Genomic DNA, 15,659 nt, shown 5'->3' with positions numbered 1-15,659 from the left:
GAGAGACGCAATTCCATGAGGCTCAAAACTGCCGAGGAAATACTGGTCGATTCATTCAGCCCCAGCCATGCAAGCGCATGTCTGCACGCACAATCCGCTCATCCTCATATTCCAGCTCTCGCAGGCTTTCGCGCACTTCCATCACGTGCAAACGTGCTGCCTGTTGCGCCGCCTGCGGGTCTCTGGCTTCAATGGCTTTGAACAAACTGGCATGGTGCATGTCAATCGTCGCCTTGGTATCGGCCCTCACATACAAATGCCGCACCGACGCATACACAGTGCTGAGCATCAGCTCACTGAGCGACTCCAGCATATGCACCAAAATCGGGTTGTGCGAGGCCTCGTTGATGGCGCGGTGGAATGCATGGTCTCGCCTGGCGTGTTGGTCGGCAGTGGCACTGTGGTGATTAGCAGCCTGTGCTTGTTGCCAAGCCTCGTAATGGCGGCGAATCATGATCAAATCAGCCGCCGTGGCACGCATTGCGGCCAAGCGCGCAGCCTCTGCTTCCAGTAGTACACGCACCTCCAATAAATCAAACAAGGTACGCGGCTGGGAAGAGAACAAATGCCGCAGCGGCCCTGCATCCCCAATTGCGTCAAGCGACTGCACATACGAGCCCTTGCCATGCTCGGTTCGAATCAGGCCTTTGCCCCGCAATATCTGCAAACCCTCGCGCAGAGCCGATCGGGAGCAAGCCAGCTTGTCCATCAAGCGCCGCTCTGATGGCAGGGGTTGTCCCACTTTCAGCACACTATTGACGATCAGCTGTTCAATATGTGCGGCCACCTGGTCAGCCACTTGCAGTGACGGTGCAGGCATCGTCACTGTGGCTTGCTCATGGCTTCGCAATGGCGATTCAATACTGCGTTTTTTGCTCATCAATGTCCTGGTGTCTAAAGCCTGATGCATCGCCTACTAAGCGCCTGTTCATCACCTCGGCGCAGTCGCGGAGATTGTGAATAGGCACCAACTGGTCATACCAGATGACCATTAACGTCTGCATTGTCAAAATGGCGCTTGCCAACTGCATCGCACAAGATACAAATAAGATTTATTCACATGACAATAATTTATTGATCAAGGAGTTTTTCAAAGTTCTAAAGAGAACAAAAAGGATCTCCCATCATAAACTGGTCATACCAGTCATGCAAATGGTTGAATCCAAGTCTGCAGCTTTGGATAATGCAGCAACCATGGTTTACGCGCTTGCCGCGTCTGCAACAATGAACATTCTCTACGATGAACGCATCGACGGCGCCTTGCCCGATGTGGATAAAGCCGCGCTGCTGGCAGCGCTTGAGGCCGCTGAGCCTGAACTCAAAATCCTGCATGATGCCGAGCGCCTGCGCCCTTATGAGTGCGATGGCTTGTCGATGTACCGCACGCAGCCACTGCTGGTGGTGCTGCCCGAGCATATCGACCAGGTCGCCAGCGTGCTGCGCATTTGCAAAGAGCGCAAAGTGCCGGTAGTGGCACGCGGCGCTGGCACGGGCTTGTCTGGCGGCGCCTTGCCGCTAGAAAAGGGCGTGCTGCTGGTGATGTCCAAATTCAAACGGATACTGGAAGTCAATGCACCAGGCCGGTTTGCGCGCGTGCAGCCGGGCGTGCGCAATTTGGCCATCTCGCAAGCAGCCGCACCTTACGACCTCTATTACGCACCCGATCCCTCGTCACAAATTGCCTGCTCAATTGGTGGCAACGTGGCCGAAAACGCTGGCGGCGTGCATTGCCTCAAATACGGTCTGACAGTGCACAACGTGCTCAAGGTCGACATGCTCACCATTGATGCCGAGCCGGTCACACTGGGCAGCGATGCCCTTGATGCACCAGGTTTTGACTTGCTGGCCTTGTTCACCGGCTCCGAAGGCATGCTGGGCATAGTGACCGAAGTCACTGTGCGCTTACTGCCCAAGCCGGTGGTTGCCAAGGTCTTGATGGCCAGTTTTGACGATGTCGAAAAGGCGGGCCGTGCCGTAGGCGACATCATTGCCGCAGGCATTATTCCAGGCGGGCTGGAGATGATGGACAAGCTGTCCATCCACGCTGCCGAAGACTTCATCCACGCCGGCTATCCGCTCGATGCCGAAGCGATTTTGCTGTGTGAGCTCGATGGCGTTGAATCTGATGTGGACGAGGACTGCGCGTTGGTGCGCGACGTGCTGATGAAGGCAGGTGCGACAAAAGTGCAGCAGGCCAAGGACGAGGCCGAACGCGCCAAATTCTGGGCAGGTCGCAAAAACGCTTTTCCGGCCGTGGGTCGAATCTCGCCCGATTACTACTGCATGGACGGCACGATCCCGCGCCGCCACCTGCCCAAAGTGCTCAATGGCATAGCCGAGCTGTCCGAGCAATACGGCCTGCGCGTGGCCAACGTCTTCCACGCAGGTGACGGCAATATGCACCCGCTGATTCTGTTTGATGCAAACACCCCAGGCGAGCTCGAACGCGCAGAACATTTGGGCGGAAAAATTCTGGAGTTATGCGTGGAAGTCGGCGGCAGCATCACTGGCGAGCACGGCGTCGGGCGCGAGAAGATCAACCAGATGTGCGCGCAATTCAACAGCGACGAAATCACCTTCTTTCATGCCGTCAAAGCCGCCTTCGATGAGGAAGGCTTGCTCAATCCTGGCAAGAACATCCCCACGTTGAACCGCTGCGCTGAATTTGGCGCCATGCATATTCACCGCGGCCAATTGCCCCACCCCGAGTTGGAGCGTTTTTAATGCTATTGAACGAATTGTTTGACCCGAATGCCGGGCAGGACCAAAGCGCTGCCTTGCTCGCCCAAGTACAAGAGGCCATCGCCCAGCGCCAGCCGCTGCGGATTGCTGGCAGCGGCAGTAAAGACTTTTATGGCCGCCCGCTGGATACCAGCTTGCCCAGCCTGGATGTGACAGGCCACTGCGGCATTGTCTCGTATGACCCCACCGAGCTAATCATCACAGCGCGCGCTGGCACAACATTGGCCGAGCTCAATGCCACGCTGGAGCGTGGCGGACAAATGCTGGCCTGCGAAGCGCCTGCATTTGGCCCCGGCGCCACCGTAGGCGGCATGGTCGCCACTGGTCTGTCTGGACCGCGCAGGCCATGGGCGGGCGCGGTACGTGACTTTGTGCTGGGCACACGCATGATCAGCGGTCTGGGCACACAACTGCGCTTTGGCGGCGAAGTCATGAAAAACGTCGCCGGCTACGATATATCGCGCCTTCTGACCGGTAGCTTGGGTTGCCTGGGCGTAGTCACTGAAGCCTCATTCAAAGTGCTGCCCAAACCGCGCTGCAGCATCAGTGTGCGCCAGGAAATGCCTCTGGCAAAGGCCTTGAGCCATTTGCGTGAATGGGGTCAGCAACCGCTGCCCATTAGTGCGGCCAGCCATGACGGTCAGGCATTGACACTGCGCTTTGAAGGCAATGAAGGCTCAGTGCGCGCCGCCCACGAACGCATTGGCGGCCAAGAGATTGACGCGGCTTATTGGCTCGCACTGCGCGAACACCAACTGCCATTTTTCAGCACTGCACAAGACCCTCGCCCGCTGTGGCGTTTGTCACTGCCCGCGTGGGCCCCACCACTGCAGCTCGATGGTGACCAATTGATCGATTGGGGCGGAGCACAACGCTGGTTGCGCAGCGATGCGCCAGCCGAGCACATTCGTCAGGCGGCAGAACAAGCTGGCGGCCATGCCAGCTGCTTCACACCGGGCGTGACAGACAGCCCCTTGCACCCGCTGGCCCCCACTGTGCTGCGCCTGCACCGCAACTTGAAAGCGCGAATCGATCCGCATGGCATATTCAATCCTGGCCGCATGTTTGCCGGCTTGTAAAGCGCCAGCGAACGCCACCTGCTGAGACCGCACACTAAGAGACCGCCCCATGCAAACCAATTTCAGCCCTGCTGCCCAACAACTGGAACACGCCGCCGAAGCCGAGCGCATTCTGCGCAGCTGCGTGCACTGTGGCTTTTGCAATGCCACCTGCCCTACCTACCAAGAGTTAGGCAATGAACTCGATGGCCCACGCGGGCGCATCTACCTGATCAAACAGTTTTTAGAAAAAGACGAAGTCACCGCCGCCACCCAGGAACATCTGGACCGCTGCCTGACTTGCCGCAACTGCGAAACCACCTGCCCTTCTGGTGTCGAATATCACAAGCTGCTGGAAATTGGCCGCCCCGCAATCGAGGCGCGCGTGCCGCGCCCTGCCAAAGAGCGTTTGCTGCGCGAAGGTTTGCGCCAGGTATTGCCGCGCCCGGTGCTGTTCAAAACCTTGTTCAAGACCGGTCAGGCGATCAAACCTTTATTGCCCAAACGCTTGAGCAGCAAAATGCCTCATGCGATTGCGCCTGCGGGCACTCGCCCGCCGATGCGGCATGAGCGCCGCATGCTGATGCTAGAAGGCTGCGTACAACCTACGCTCTCGCCCAATACCAATGCTGCAGCCGCGCGCGTGTTGGACCGCCTGGGCATCAGCATCGAGCCGGTCAGCGAAGCCGGTTGCTGCGGCGCTGTTGACTACCATTTGAGCGCGGCCAAGGATGGACTTGACCGTGCCAGAGACAATATTGATGCCTGGTGGCCGTACCTGGAGGCAGGCGTTGAGGCGATAGTTCAAACCGCTAGCGGTTGCGGTGCTTTCGTCAAGGAATACGGCTATGTTTTGCGCAATGATCCCGAATACGCAGACAAAGCGCAGATCGTCAGTGCCAAAGCCAAAGACTTGATTGAAGTGCTGGCAGAAGAGGATCTGGAGAGCATCCGCATTCAGTCAGACGAGAAGACAGCCTTTCATTGCCCCTGCACTTTGCAGCATGCACAAAAGCTCGGCGCCACAGCACAAAGCGTGCTCACTCGCCTGGGCTTTAACCTGACGGCCGTGCCCGATGCGCACTTGTGCTGTGGCTCAGCGGGCACCTACTCAGTCACCCAGCCTGAGCTGTCCAAACAGCTGCGCGACAACAAACTCGATGCGCTCGAGAGCGGCAAACCTGACCAGATCGTCACAGCCAATATTGGCTGTCAGACCCACCTCGATGGCGCAGGCAGAACGCCAGTGCGCCATTGGGTCGAGATGGTGGACGCGGCCTTGGCCAAGCAATCACAGCGTGTGAATTTCACAATGAGCGTGTAAGTTCCGCATATTGGGCGCTGCTGCGCCCTGCGCAGAGGCAGCGCCTGCACTCTGACACTCCAAGGGGCACTGGCACAGTGCCCCTTTTGCACATCTGAACTTCAGCAAAAAGGCATTTTTTGCTTGATTCTTGCTTCAATTTGTAGAAAAACAACGCAACACACAGCGGCCTAGGCCATTAAAAAACTGGCTCCAAACACTCCAATAGGCTGCTTATGGGCACTAAAACCACGTCAGAGCCGATCCCTATCAGCACCAAAGCGCACTCACGCAGTGCGCCGCAAACGCTTGCAGGCATTCATTTTGTTGCCTGACCTGAACCGAACCAAGTTCGGATTTCACCACTGTCAACAGGGATGACGAGCAGCGTGCCTCCAATGCGACACATAGCGGGAAAACCATGCTCTTGAGGGGCTAGCTCAGCCAGGTCACTCTGTCCAAAATAGTTCATGCGCAGGTTCATTAACAAACTGGCACATATTCGATAGCCAGATAAGGAGACACCATGAAGGTACAACTCACGCTGGGCATGCTCGCCATCAGTGCGTCACTCCCTCTGTATGCCCAGTCTACCGTGCAGCTTTACGGCATCATCGATGCTGCCGTGCGTTACACCAGCAATGAAGGACCACTGGGCAACCATGGCAGATCATCGACCAAGATGATTCCTGGCGGTATGTCGCAAAGTCGCATCGGCTTTAACGTCACCGAAGACTTGGGCGGCGGCCTTAAAGTGCTGGCCAACTTGGAGCAACGTATTGAGAGCACAACGGGCTCTATTGTTGGCGCCGGCTACCAACAGTCATGGGTTGGTCTGCAAAGCAGCTCCTGGGGCCGGGTGACCTTGGGCCGCCAATACAACGCGCTGTTTGACCTCTACACCAGTACCTTTGCGTCATACCCCTATTCGCCTTACATGGAGGCCTTCAAACCAGAAATCGGCATGTCGGTGGGCGCGCGCAGCAACGACCTGGTCAAATATGTCGCTGAACTCGGCAAGTTCCGCCTCAGCCTGCAAGCCACCTGGAAAGGTGAAGGCACGACCTCTGTAGCCGGCGTGCCAGGCACCTTCTCGACCGGCGGCAAATCCCGCGGCGGTTACTTGCGCTGGGCAGATGGCGGCTGGGCCGTTGGCGGCGGCTATTTGGAGCGTGATTTCGGCACCAGCGGCAAAAAACTCAAGGCCTATGCATTCGGTGGCTCATACCGCACCGGCCCATGGTATTTGAATGCAGCCTACGCAGAGAATAAACACAATCTGGATGGCCAGGCCAACTGCGGCACCAGCGTACAGTGCAATATCGACTACTCGACCCTCAGCTCACTGTGGGCTGGCACGGTCAACGGCGGCTTCAGTGGCGCAGCCTTTACCGCTGCCAATAAACGCCAAATGGTCACGGTCGGGGTCGGCTACCAGCTGACGCCACAATTGAACTGGGGCACGCACTACTGGTATGCCAAGCAAAGCGGCCGCACTAACATTGCAAACGGCAAAGCACACTTTGTCTCCTCCGTACTGGATTACGCATTCTCCAAACGCACCGATGCATACTTCGGCGTGGATTACACCAAACTCAATGGCGACCACGTTTCTCTGAGTGACTCAAGTGGTGCAGCCAACGGCGCAAAAAGCCGCACTGGCGTGACCGTGGGTATTCGCCACCGCTTCTAACGCAACGCCCTCACGCCAAGGCCTGCGTTGGGTGAGACAGCTCACAGAACGCAGGCCATCCACCTGAATTCATCCAAGGTAAAACTTCATAAGGTGCGCAAGCACCTTTTTTTCGCTCTCACATCTCGCATTTGAACCAAGCGCACCCTGTTGAGCTGCACATCACCGCCCCAAAGTGGGCAGCGGCAAACTCAGCCCGACTTTGACACGGCGCAGCACGACCGAGCTGGTAAAACGCTTGACGTTCTCATCGGCTTCAAAGAGCCGTTGCGTCAGCGCCATATACTCCTCCATCGTGGCCACGGCCACAACCAGCAGGTAATCGGCCTGGCCGGTGATGAAATAGCACTGTTGCACCGCCGCTTCACGCGCAATACGGCTCTCCAAGGGCGCCAGCAATGCCTGCTTTTCATTGTGAATTTGCACCTCAATCATCAACAGCATCGGCGCCCCCACTTTGCTCGGCTCCAACAGCGCCACATAGGCCTGAATCACACCGGCTTCTTCTAGGCGCTTGATACGGCGCTGTACTGCTGGTGCCGACAGGCTCACTTGCTCGGCAATCACGCGTTGAGACAGATGGCTGTCACGCTGCAGCATGGCCAGAATCTGGATATCAAACTGGTCGAGTTGAAAATGGGCATTGAACAAAGACATAGAGTCAATCTTGCATAAAAACATAGTAAATTCAATAAATAATTACCCCTCGACGCAATATAGTTGCGTGCTATGCAAGCCACCTCTTCTCCAAGCCCTCTCCCAGCCTTATTATTGCCAGCCATCGCTGTCATTTGCGCCGTTTGCGCTTTGGCACTTGGCACCTCGTATGCGAAACAACTCTTTCCCGTGATTGGCGCACAAGGCACCAGCGCACTGCGGGTAGGCATGTCAGCCCTGGTGTTGCTGATCCTCTGGCGCCCTTGGCGCTGGCCGATCAGCACGATAGACCTGCACGCAGTTGTGCGCTATGGCCTGGCACTGGGTTGCATGAACCTGATGTTTTATATGGCGCTGCGCAGCATTCCATTTGGTGTGGCGGTCGCCATTGAATTTATTGGCCCTCTGGCAGTCGCCTTGTATTATTCGCGCCGCCGCCTCGATTACCTGTGGATTGCCTTGGTGGTACTGGGCCTGGCCTTGTTGCTGCCCATTCGCAGCAGTGCCCACAGCTTGGATCCAGTGGGGGTGGCCTGGGCTTTTGGTGCTGCGGCAGCCTGGGCCACGTATATTATTTTTGGCAAACGAGCTGGACATTTGCATGCAGGCCAGTCCGTCTCACTGGGGCTATTGGCAGCCTCATTTGTAGTTGTACCAGTAGGCGTCGTGCATGCAGGTGCAGCGCTACTGCAACCCGAAATACTGTTGTTTGGCCTGGGCGTGGCGATTGTCTCCAGTGCCATTCCGATCTCCTTGGAAATGTATGCGCTCAAACGCCTGCCGAGAGAAACATTCGGCATCATGCTGAGCATTGAGCCAGTAGTGGCCGCGCTGGCCGGCCTCGTGTTTTTGCATGAAACGCTCAGCAGTGCGCAGTGGCTGGCTATTCTGTGCATCATGCTGGCCTCTATCGGCAGCATTGCCTCTGCCCACCGCGCGCGCCGCTAAGCGGTCGGTTCATCATCTCCGCGCAGTCGCCTTCAAGCACAAAAAAGCACATTGCTGCTGCCCGCTGTGTCCACTGCGATGGCTAGGCGGCAATAGATGCCTGGCAATAGATGCCTTACTGCGCCTCCTTTTGCATTGCGAGACCGGGCTGTGGTCCCGATGCACCACAGGACTTGCAGCAAACTGCCCCGGCAAACCGGTAAACCGGCACATCGCTCACGCGGGCAAATAGCACCCGGCATCCACAGTAAGAGTGCACAAACCTGTGGATAACTGCCTCTGCATCTGGGGATGGCCCTATAGCAAAGGCTAAGCTGCTCAAATAATAGGCATACATCAAAAAACGAAGTGACAGCAGCCATAGGGTCTGCTCGAGGGCCTCGAAGGCAGTTTCGTGCACACGTCAATAGCCCGAAACTGCAGCCACTTATACAATGCAAACTGTCGCGACATTGATACACTTCTTGAACAACTCTGCCCGTCGGCGCATCACCAACCTAGTTAAATTGTTTTCGTATATGGTTGAAAGCTTTTACAACGAGCCATAACGAACGAGCCATAACGGATACGTGCTTTGGCTAATTGGTTTTTTTCTGTCCGTTGCAAGCCGACGCGCGCGCATGATGACTGCCAGCTGCTGCCAGGAGTTTTCCTATTTTCTTTGAAATTTATAATTGGCAACCCTGAAGCAACTGGGCTGTTGCCTTGAATGCAGGCCACAAACAGTCCATTCCTTTCGACTCCAAAACCCTATCACTCCATGCCTGCGCCAAACTGCTACACCAGAAACGCATTAGCAACCTTTGTGTTGGTGGCCTCTTTGGGCGCATACGCAGCCGATTATGACAGCCTGATTATGCAAGCGCGCGACGGCACCACCGCTCCCGTATTGCAATACTTTGCAGAGCAGGCCAAGGCCAATCGACTGACACCAGCGCAAATCAATGACTGGTTACTCGTGAGTGGCTGGGCCGGCGATGACAAACAAACCGTTGCGACCTACCTGGCTTACCGGCAACAAGTGCCACTGCAAGCGAGCAGCCTGGCCGCCGTCGGACGCGCCTACCGCAATTTACAACATTGGGACTTGGCTGCCTCGCTCATCGCACTGGCCATTGAGCGCCAGCCCGATCAAAGCGATTGGTATCTGACACACGCAGCCACTTTGGCAGACGGCGGCCAATATGCTCTGGCCCGTGAAGTACTGGCCAACTTTGAAGCCCGTTTTGCCGAACAGCGATTGGCAGGTTTGCTGACACGGGCTTATGTGGAGCGCGCAGCCAAAGAACCGTATGAAGCCTTACGCCATGCCCAACAGGCCATTGAACTGGCGCCTGACAACCGGCAGGCGCAAACGATTTACTTGCTGAGCTTGCGTGATGCCGACATGCCAGAGCAGGCCCTCAATACCATTGCTTCCAAACAATGGAGCTGGGTCACCCCTGGCTTGCTGCGGGCCTTAGAGGCCGACTACGCTGCCGAGCTTGTTCGCATCGCCAGGACCGCGACCAGTACCGAAGCTGAGCGCCTGGACATCGCCAAACGCGCACTGCTGTACTACGAACACATGCTGGCCAGATGGCGGCTGGCGCCTCCAGATGCGCAATTGCCGCAGGACATTCGCCGCGCAAGACTCGACCGTCTGGTGGCTTTATGGCTGGTCAAAGATGCCCCCACAGTGCTGTCAGAATATGCCGAGCTGCGCACCGAGAACCCAGCCATTCCTGACTATGCACTGATGGCCGTAGGCGCGGCCTCACTACAACAGCGCCTGCCCGAGCAAGCCCTGGAGATCTACACAGGCGTTGTTGAGCGCAGCAAAATCAGCGACCCCGATATGTACGAAAACGCCCAGGTCGGTGTGTTTTACAGCTTGGTCGAGACTGAGCAGCTAGACAAAGCACGCGACTATGCTGAGCAGTATTTGGCGCAAGAGCCGATGCTCAGGTACATCCCAGGCAATCCCGACCCCGTCCCCAACTCACGCTGGAGTGAAGCACAACGTGAGCGCGCAAGTGCCAACTTCTTTGCCGATCGCCTCGCTTTGGCGCAGTCCGAACAAAAGGGCATGCTGGCCTTAGGCCCAGGTGATGCCCACATCCGCCTGGGTTTGGCAAGCACCTTGCGCAACCGCGGCTTGCCGCGCCAAGCCGCACAAGAGCTGAAAATCATCGAGGCCAATGAAGATCCGAGCGCGCCAGCGCTGATGCTGGAGCAAGCGGGAGTGGCCCAGCAACTGCGCGATTGGAAAACCGCCGAAGCCCTGGTGCACAACGTCATTGCGCGCTACCCAGAAGACCCAAGCGCGCAGCGGGTGATGCGTGAGTGGCAACTGAGCCAAAAAGCCGAAGTGCGCATGGCCGCTGAATACAGCGACTCCAATAGCAACACCGCCTTGGGCGAGGGCGCGATGCACTACAGCCTAGTGGGCTACTCAGCCCCTCTGAACTACAACTGGCGCCTATTTGCGGGCTTGGACCGCCGCAGTGGCCGCTACTTGGAGGGCTACGGCCAATCCAATCAAGTGCGTGCCGGTGCGCAATGGGTAGATCGTGACACCGCCGCTGAGTTTGAAATCTCAACACTGCGCTCCTCTGGCCGTAGTTATACCGGCTTGCGTGTGCAGGCCAACCAGGACCTCAATGACCACTGGCAGCTGAGCGCCGATGCAGCACGCAACAGCGCCAACACCCCTTTGCGCGCACTGCGTGCGGGCGTGACCGCCAATGAATTCAACCTCGGCATGCGCTGGCAAGCGCACGAAAGTACCAGCGTCAGTCTGAGCACCGGCTGGATGGACTTTAGCGACAACAACCGCCGCTGGGCGGTCTCGGCCACCAGCCACCAGCGCTTGCTAACACAGGCCAAAGTCCAGCTTGATGCGAATTTAGAGCTCTACACCAGCCGCAACTCCGCGCCTGGGGGCCCGTACTTTGCGCCCGCCAGAGACTGGAGTGTATTGCCTGGGCTGACCGCTCGCCATTTGATCTGGCGCTCCTACGAACGCACTTGGCGCCAAGAGCTCAACGTGAGCGCTGGTGTTTACTCCCAAAAGGACTATGGCCAAGGCCGCTACCAACAAGTGCGTTACGGCCAGCAGCTGCGTTGGAGTGACACCACCGAATTGGGCTTTCAAACCGGTCTGACCTGGCGGCCGTATGATGGGCTGCGCGAGCGTGCCGTCTTCTTTGGATTCAATCTCAGCCATCTGTTTTAAGCCTTATGTTGAACGTCCATCGCCCCTACCGGTTGTTTGCATTGCTGATGCTCCTGAGCGCCATGTTTGTTGCGGCCATGGGCCACAACGCCCAGGCCCGCGAACCGGTCTTTACTTGGCCTGACTCACGCACCAAAGAGGCCAATGAACAGCCCTGGCCAGTCAACAGCTTTTTGGTGCTGGCCTACCACGACGTCAAAGACGATGTCGCCGATCAACGTTTTTTGGCCGTGACCACCAAAAAACTGGTGGCTGAATTTGCCTGGCTGCGCGAGAACGGCTACCACCCGGTCTCGGTACAGCAAATCGTAGATGCACACCAAGGCCTGATCACGCTACCAGAAAAAGCTGTCTTGCTGACTTTTGACGATGGCTACCGCAGCTTTTACACACGCGTTTTCCCACTGCTCAAGGCCTACCAATGGCCTGCAATGCTGGCACCGGTAGGCCACTGGGTCAGCACCCCTGACAGCCAGGAGATAGTTGATTTTGGCGGCCTGCCTGTATCTCGTTCGGCTTTTACCAACTGGGACGAAATCAGCGAAATGGCCCAAAGCGGGCTGGTCGAAATTGCCTCGCATACGCAGCAGCTGCACTACGGCCAGCTTGCTAACCCGCAGGGCAATACCCAGCCTGCCGCTGCCAGTCGCCGCTATTATCCCGAGACCAATAGCTATGAAAGCCTGGCTGACTTTGACAAACGCATCAATGCCGACATCACAGCCATTACTAACAACCTGAAAAAAGCTACAGGCCAGGCCCCTAGAGCCTGGGTCTGGCCATACGGCGCAATGCATGGCAGAACCTGGCAGCTGGCCAAACAACAAGGCTACCAACTCTCGTTCAGCCTTGACATAGGCTTGGCTAATGCCAGAAATTTAGACAATATTCCACGCTACCTGGTCAGCAATGACCAAAGCCTGGAGGAGTTTGCTGCTTCAATGGCCAGTGTGCGCCTGCAACCCACGCAACGTGTTGCCCACGTCGACCTGGACTACATTTACGACCCAGACCCTGAGCAGCAAGAGCGCAACCTGGGTGCTTTGATTCAGCGTCTGCAAGACATGCGCGTCACCACCGTGTTTCTGCAAGCTTTTGCAGATCCGTTGGGCGATGGCCTGGTGCGTGAGGTCTACTTCCCCAACCGTGTCTTGCCCATGCGCGCAGACCTGTTCAATCGCGCAGCCTGGCAATTGCGCACTCGTGGTGGCGTACAAGTGTTTGCCTGGATGCCGACATTGGCACTGGATTTGGACCCCAGCTACCCGCGTGTCAAGCGTGCAGCCCCAGCGGCAGCAGGCACACCAGAGCAGAGCAAATCACCACACTACCACGTGGCCGAACAAGAGTACCGCCGCCTGTCCTTTTTTGACCCGAGTGTGCGCCAAGCCATCAACACCTTGTACGAAGACTTGGCATGGCAAGCGAGCTTCTCTGGCATTGTGTTCCATGACGATGCAATGCTGCGCGAAGACGAAGACATGAGTGCCGCAGCCATTGCGGCTTATGAGGCCGCAGGCTTCAAGGGCCCGTTCCCAATGACCGACGCCTCGCCCGAAGAGCGCCAGCGCTGGATGCGCTTTAAAACCCAGGCGCTGACTGACTTCACGCTGGAGTTACTCAATACCGTGCGTGCCACGCGTGGCGAAGTGATGCAAAGTGCCCGCAACCTCTACGTCAATACCGTCACCCAACCAGAGAGCGAAGCCTGGTTTGCGCAAAACTTCCAGGACAGCTTGGCTGCTTACGACTGGGTCGTGCCCATGGTCATGCCTTACATGGAGGAGGTACCCAAAAGCCAGGTTCCTGCATGGCTTGACCAGGTTGTTGATGCAGTTAAAACGACCCCAGGCGCATTGAACAAAACCATTTTTGAAGTGCAAGCGGTCGACTGGCGCGATGGCCAGCCGCGCAACATCGCCACCGAAGAAATCGCCAGCTGGTTGCGCCGCCTCAATATACGAGGCGCCCGCCACATGGGCTATTACCCAGACGACTTTGCCAGCAACCATCCCGATATGAAGCAGATGCGCAAGCATCTCTCGAACTACTGGTTCCCATCGCCATGAAGCGCTCTGCCATTGCCATCCCTTTGTTGCTGTTGATGGTCGCAGGGCCATTGATTGCCGCATGGTTGCTTGGCCTCAAACTGGTGCTGAATTTTGTTTTGTACTACCCGCTGCTGATGTCTGGCATCTGGGTCGCAGGAGGGATTCTCTTTTGGTGGCGCTGGGAGCGCCACTGGGAATGGAACCCCAACCAGGCACCGCCCAAACTGCCAGGCAACCCGCTGATCTCGATCATCGTGCCCTGCTACAACGAAGGCGAGAACGTGCGTGATACCTTGGGTGCTGCTTTGACACAGCGCTACCGCAATATCGAAGTCATCGCCATCAATGATGGCTCACGCGACAACACCGCCGAGGTTCTCAATGAAATGGCCTCGTTCAACCCCAGGCTGCGCGTGATCCACCTGGCCCATAACCAGGGCAAAGCGATTGGTTTGCAAATGGGGGCGCTGGCTGCGCGCAGTGAATACCTGGTCTGCATTGACGGCGATGCGATGCTGTCTGCCGACAGCGCCGCCTATATGGTCGCGCCCATGCTGACCAACCCGCAAGTGGGCGCAGTCACCGGCAACCCGCGTATTCGCACGCGCAGCACCTTGATTGGCCGCATTCAAGTTGGCGAGTTCTCGTCCATTATCGGTTTGATCAAACGCACACAACGCATTTATGGGCGTATCTTCACGGTCTCTGGCGTATCGGTGGCGTTTCGCAAAAGTGCACTGCACCAGGCAGGTTACTGGAGCGAGAACATGATCACCGAGGACATTGACATCAGCTGGAAACTGCAAATGGCCGGCTGGAGCTCGTTTTACGAACCGCGCGCCCTGTGCTGGATTTTGATGCCAGAGACCATCAAAGGCCTGTGGAAGCAGCGCCTGCGCTGGGCACAAGGCGGCGCGGAGGTATTTCTCAAGTACTTACCCAAGCTGGCGAACTGGCGGTATCGGCACATGTGGGGGCTGGCCGGTGAGTTCGCGATGTCGGCATTCTGGTCATTCTGTTTGCTCTATACGCTGCTGCTGAACCTCTACGTCATGGTAATGCCAACGCCCGAGTTTTTAGCCAATGTGTCATTTGCACCGACCGCTTACGCCGGTGTCGTGCTGTCGGTCGTGTGCTTATTGCAAATGCTGATCAGCTTGGCAATTGATAGCCGCTACGAAAAAGGCCATAGAGGCGTACAACTGTGGACTGTCTGGTATCCGGCTGCATTTTGGTTGCTGGGCTTTTTCACAACCATCGTCAGCTACCCGAAAGTGATGCTCAATCGCAGCCAAAAGCGGGCCCGCTGGACCAGCCCAGACAGGGGGATTTCAAATGGCTAAAAATGCCTACAAAAACCTGCCGCCTTCGCTGGGGCCGATGAGCTTTCCGCCCTATATCACGCATGCGCGCCTGATACACCAACCCAATACCCGCTCGCTGCGGTTTGCGATTGAGACCGCGCTCACGCTGCTGATCTGGGCTGCGCTGGTGTACCTGGTAGTGATTTACATTGGGGGCCAGCCAGCCCAGGCGCATGGTGGCTGGTTGATGATGCTCAGCCACTTCGCCTACAACATTGGCTTGATTGCCTTGTTTTATCTGCTGCTATTGGCGGTCGGAATGCTGTTGATGTCGATTTGGGCCACATTCAACAAGCACTTGGCGCGGCACAAACCCCAGGTCAGAGTCGCCGAGCTCGAGCAGCGCCGCTTGATGCGTGCCTTTGATGTGTCACGCACGATGTTTGAGCGCCTCAACCAAAGCAATGTGGTCACGATCTTCCATGATGAGGCAGGCGAGATCGAATCGATTCGCATTGGCTGCCAGATTCCCGAAGATGGCGGATTGTCACAATTGCCGCCCGAGACATTTATGCCCACAGCTTGGAATGAAAACAGCCAACTGGGCAGTGACGAGTTCGAGCCCAGAACCGTGGCCGACCGCCCGGCCTAAGGGCCATTCATTGGCGCTTGTACGGCCCACTGCG

Annotated in this window: 11 protein-coding genes; 9 read left to right on the top strand and 2 right to left on the bottom strand. The window is 57.0% G+C overall.

What is annotated here, in order from left to right:
• Positions 1-55: 55 nt before the first annotated feature.
• Positions 56-820 carry a transcriptional regulator GlcC gene (glcC, locus tag E8K88_RS17140; RefSeq protein WP_136407898.1) on the bottom strand — a complete coding sequence of 255 codons (765 nt, stop codon included), beginning with the start codon at positions 818-820 and terminating at the stop codon, positions 56-58.
• A 404-nt stretch (positions 821-1,224) separates the two neighbouring features.
• On the opposite strand from glcC, the gene glcD reads away from it, so the two are divergent.
• The 4 genes from glcD (at position 1,225) to E8K88_RS17120 (ending at position 6,796) form a co-directional block, all read left to right on the top strand.
• The gene (glcD, locus tag E8K88_RS17135; protein WP_136407896.1) at positions 1,225-2,724 is read left to right on the top strand and encodes a glycolate oxidase subunit GlcD; all 1,500 of its coding nucleotides are present in this window, start codon (positions 1,225-1,227) and stop codon (positions 2,722-2,724) included.
• Positions 2,724-3,821 carry a glycolate oxidase subunit GlcE gene (gene glcE, locus E8K88_RS17130; RefSeq protein WP_136407895.1) on the top strand — a complete coding sequence of 366 codons (1,098 nt, stop codon included), beginning with the start codon at positions 2,724-2,726 and terminating at the stop codon, positions 3,819-3,821. Before glcD ends, glcE begins: the two co-directional genes overlap by 1 nt.
• Positions 3,822-3,870: 49 nt before the next feature.
• Positions 3,871-5,124: a glycolate oxidase subunit GlcF gene (gene glcF / locus E8K88_RS17125; protein ID WP_136407894.1), complete on the top strand. Its 1,254-nt coding sequence runs from the start codon at positions 3,871-3,873 to the stop codon at positions 5,122-5,124.
• Between the two features lie 505 nt (positions 5,125-5,629).
• Entirely contained in the window at positions 5,630-6,796 is a 1,167-nt protein-coding gene (locus tag E8K88_RS17120) for a porin (RefSeq protein ID WP_136407893.1), read from the top strand.
• Between the two features lie 162 nt (positions 6,797-6,958).
• On the opposite strand, the gene E8K88_RS17115 is transcribed toward E8K88_RS17120, so the two are convergent.
• Positions 6,959-7,453 carry an Lrp/AsnC family transcriptional regulator gene (locus E8K88_RS17115; protein WP_136407892.1) on the bottom strand — a complete coding sequence of 165 codons (495 nt, stop codon included), beginning with the start codon at positions 7,451-7,453 and terminating at the stop codon, positions 6,959-6,961.
• Positions 7,454-7,525: 72 nt separating this feature from the next.
• Here E8K88_RS17115 and E8K88_RS17110 point away from each other — a divergent pair, with 72 nt between their 5' ends.
• The 5 genes from E8K88_RS17110 to pgaD all read left to right on the top strand — a co-directional run bounded on the left by E8K88_RS17110 (position 7,526) and on the right by pgaD (position 15,625).
• Positions 7,526-8,401 carry an EamA family transporter gene (locus E8K88_RS17110; protein WP_136407891.1) on the top strand — a complete coding sequence of 292 codons (876 nt, stop codon included), beginning with the start codon at positions 7,526-7,528 and terminating at the stop codon, positions 8,399-8,401.
• Positions 8,402-9,206: 805 nt separating this feature from the next.
• Positions 9,207-11,618, top strand: coding sequence for a poly-beta-1,6 N-acetyl-D-glucosamine export porin PgaA (pgaA, locus tag E8K88_RS17105; RefSeq protein WP_168797383.1), 2,412 nt, complete (start codon positions 9,207-9,209; stop codon positions 11,616-11,618).
• Positions 11,619-11,623: 5 nt separating this feature from the next.
• Complete coding sequence (pgaB, locus tag E8K88_RS17100) at positions 11,624-13,687, top strand: poly-beta-1,6-N-acetyl-D-glucosamine N-deacetylase PgaB (protein ID WP_136407889.1); 2,064 nt, start codon at positions 11,624-11,626, stop codon at positions 13,685-13,687.
• Positions 13,684-15,012: a poly-beta-1,6-N-acetyl-D-glucosamine synthase gene (gene pgaC / locus E8K88_RS17095; protein ID WP_136407888.1), complete on the top strand. Its 1,329-nt coding sequence runs from the start codon at positions 13,684-13,686 to the stop codon at positions 15,010-15,012. The genes pgaB and pgaC overlap by 4 nt, the downstream gene beginning before the upstream one ends.
• Positions 15,005-15,625, top strand: coding sequence for a poly-beta-1,6-N-acetyl-D-glucosamine biosynthesis protein PgaD (gene pgaD / locus E8K88_RS17090; RefSeq protein ID WP_136407887.1), 621 nt, complete (start codon positions 15,005-15,007; stop codon positions 15,623-15,625). Before pgaC ends, pgaD begins: the two co-directional genes overlap by 8 nt.
• Positions 15,626-15,659: the final 34 nt, after the last annotated feature.

Source organism: Lampropedia aestuarii, assembly GCF_004803635.1.
Lineage (GTDB): Bacteria > Pseudomonadota > Gammaproteobacteria > Burkholderiales > Burkholderiaceae_C > Lampropedia > Lampropedia aestuarii.
This window is presented reverse-complemented; position numbering and strand designations above follow the sequence as displayed.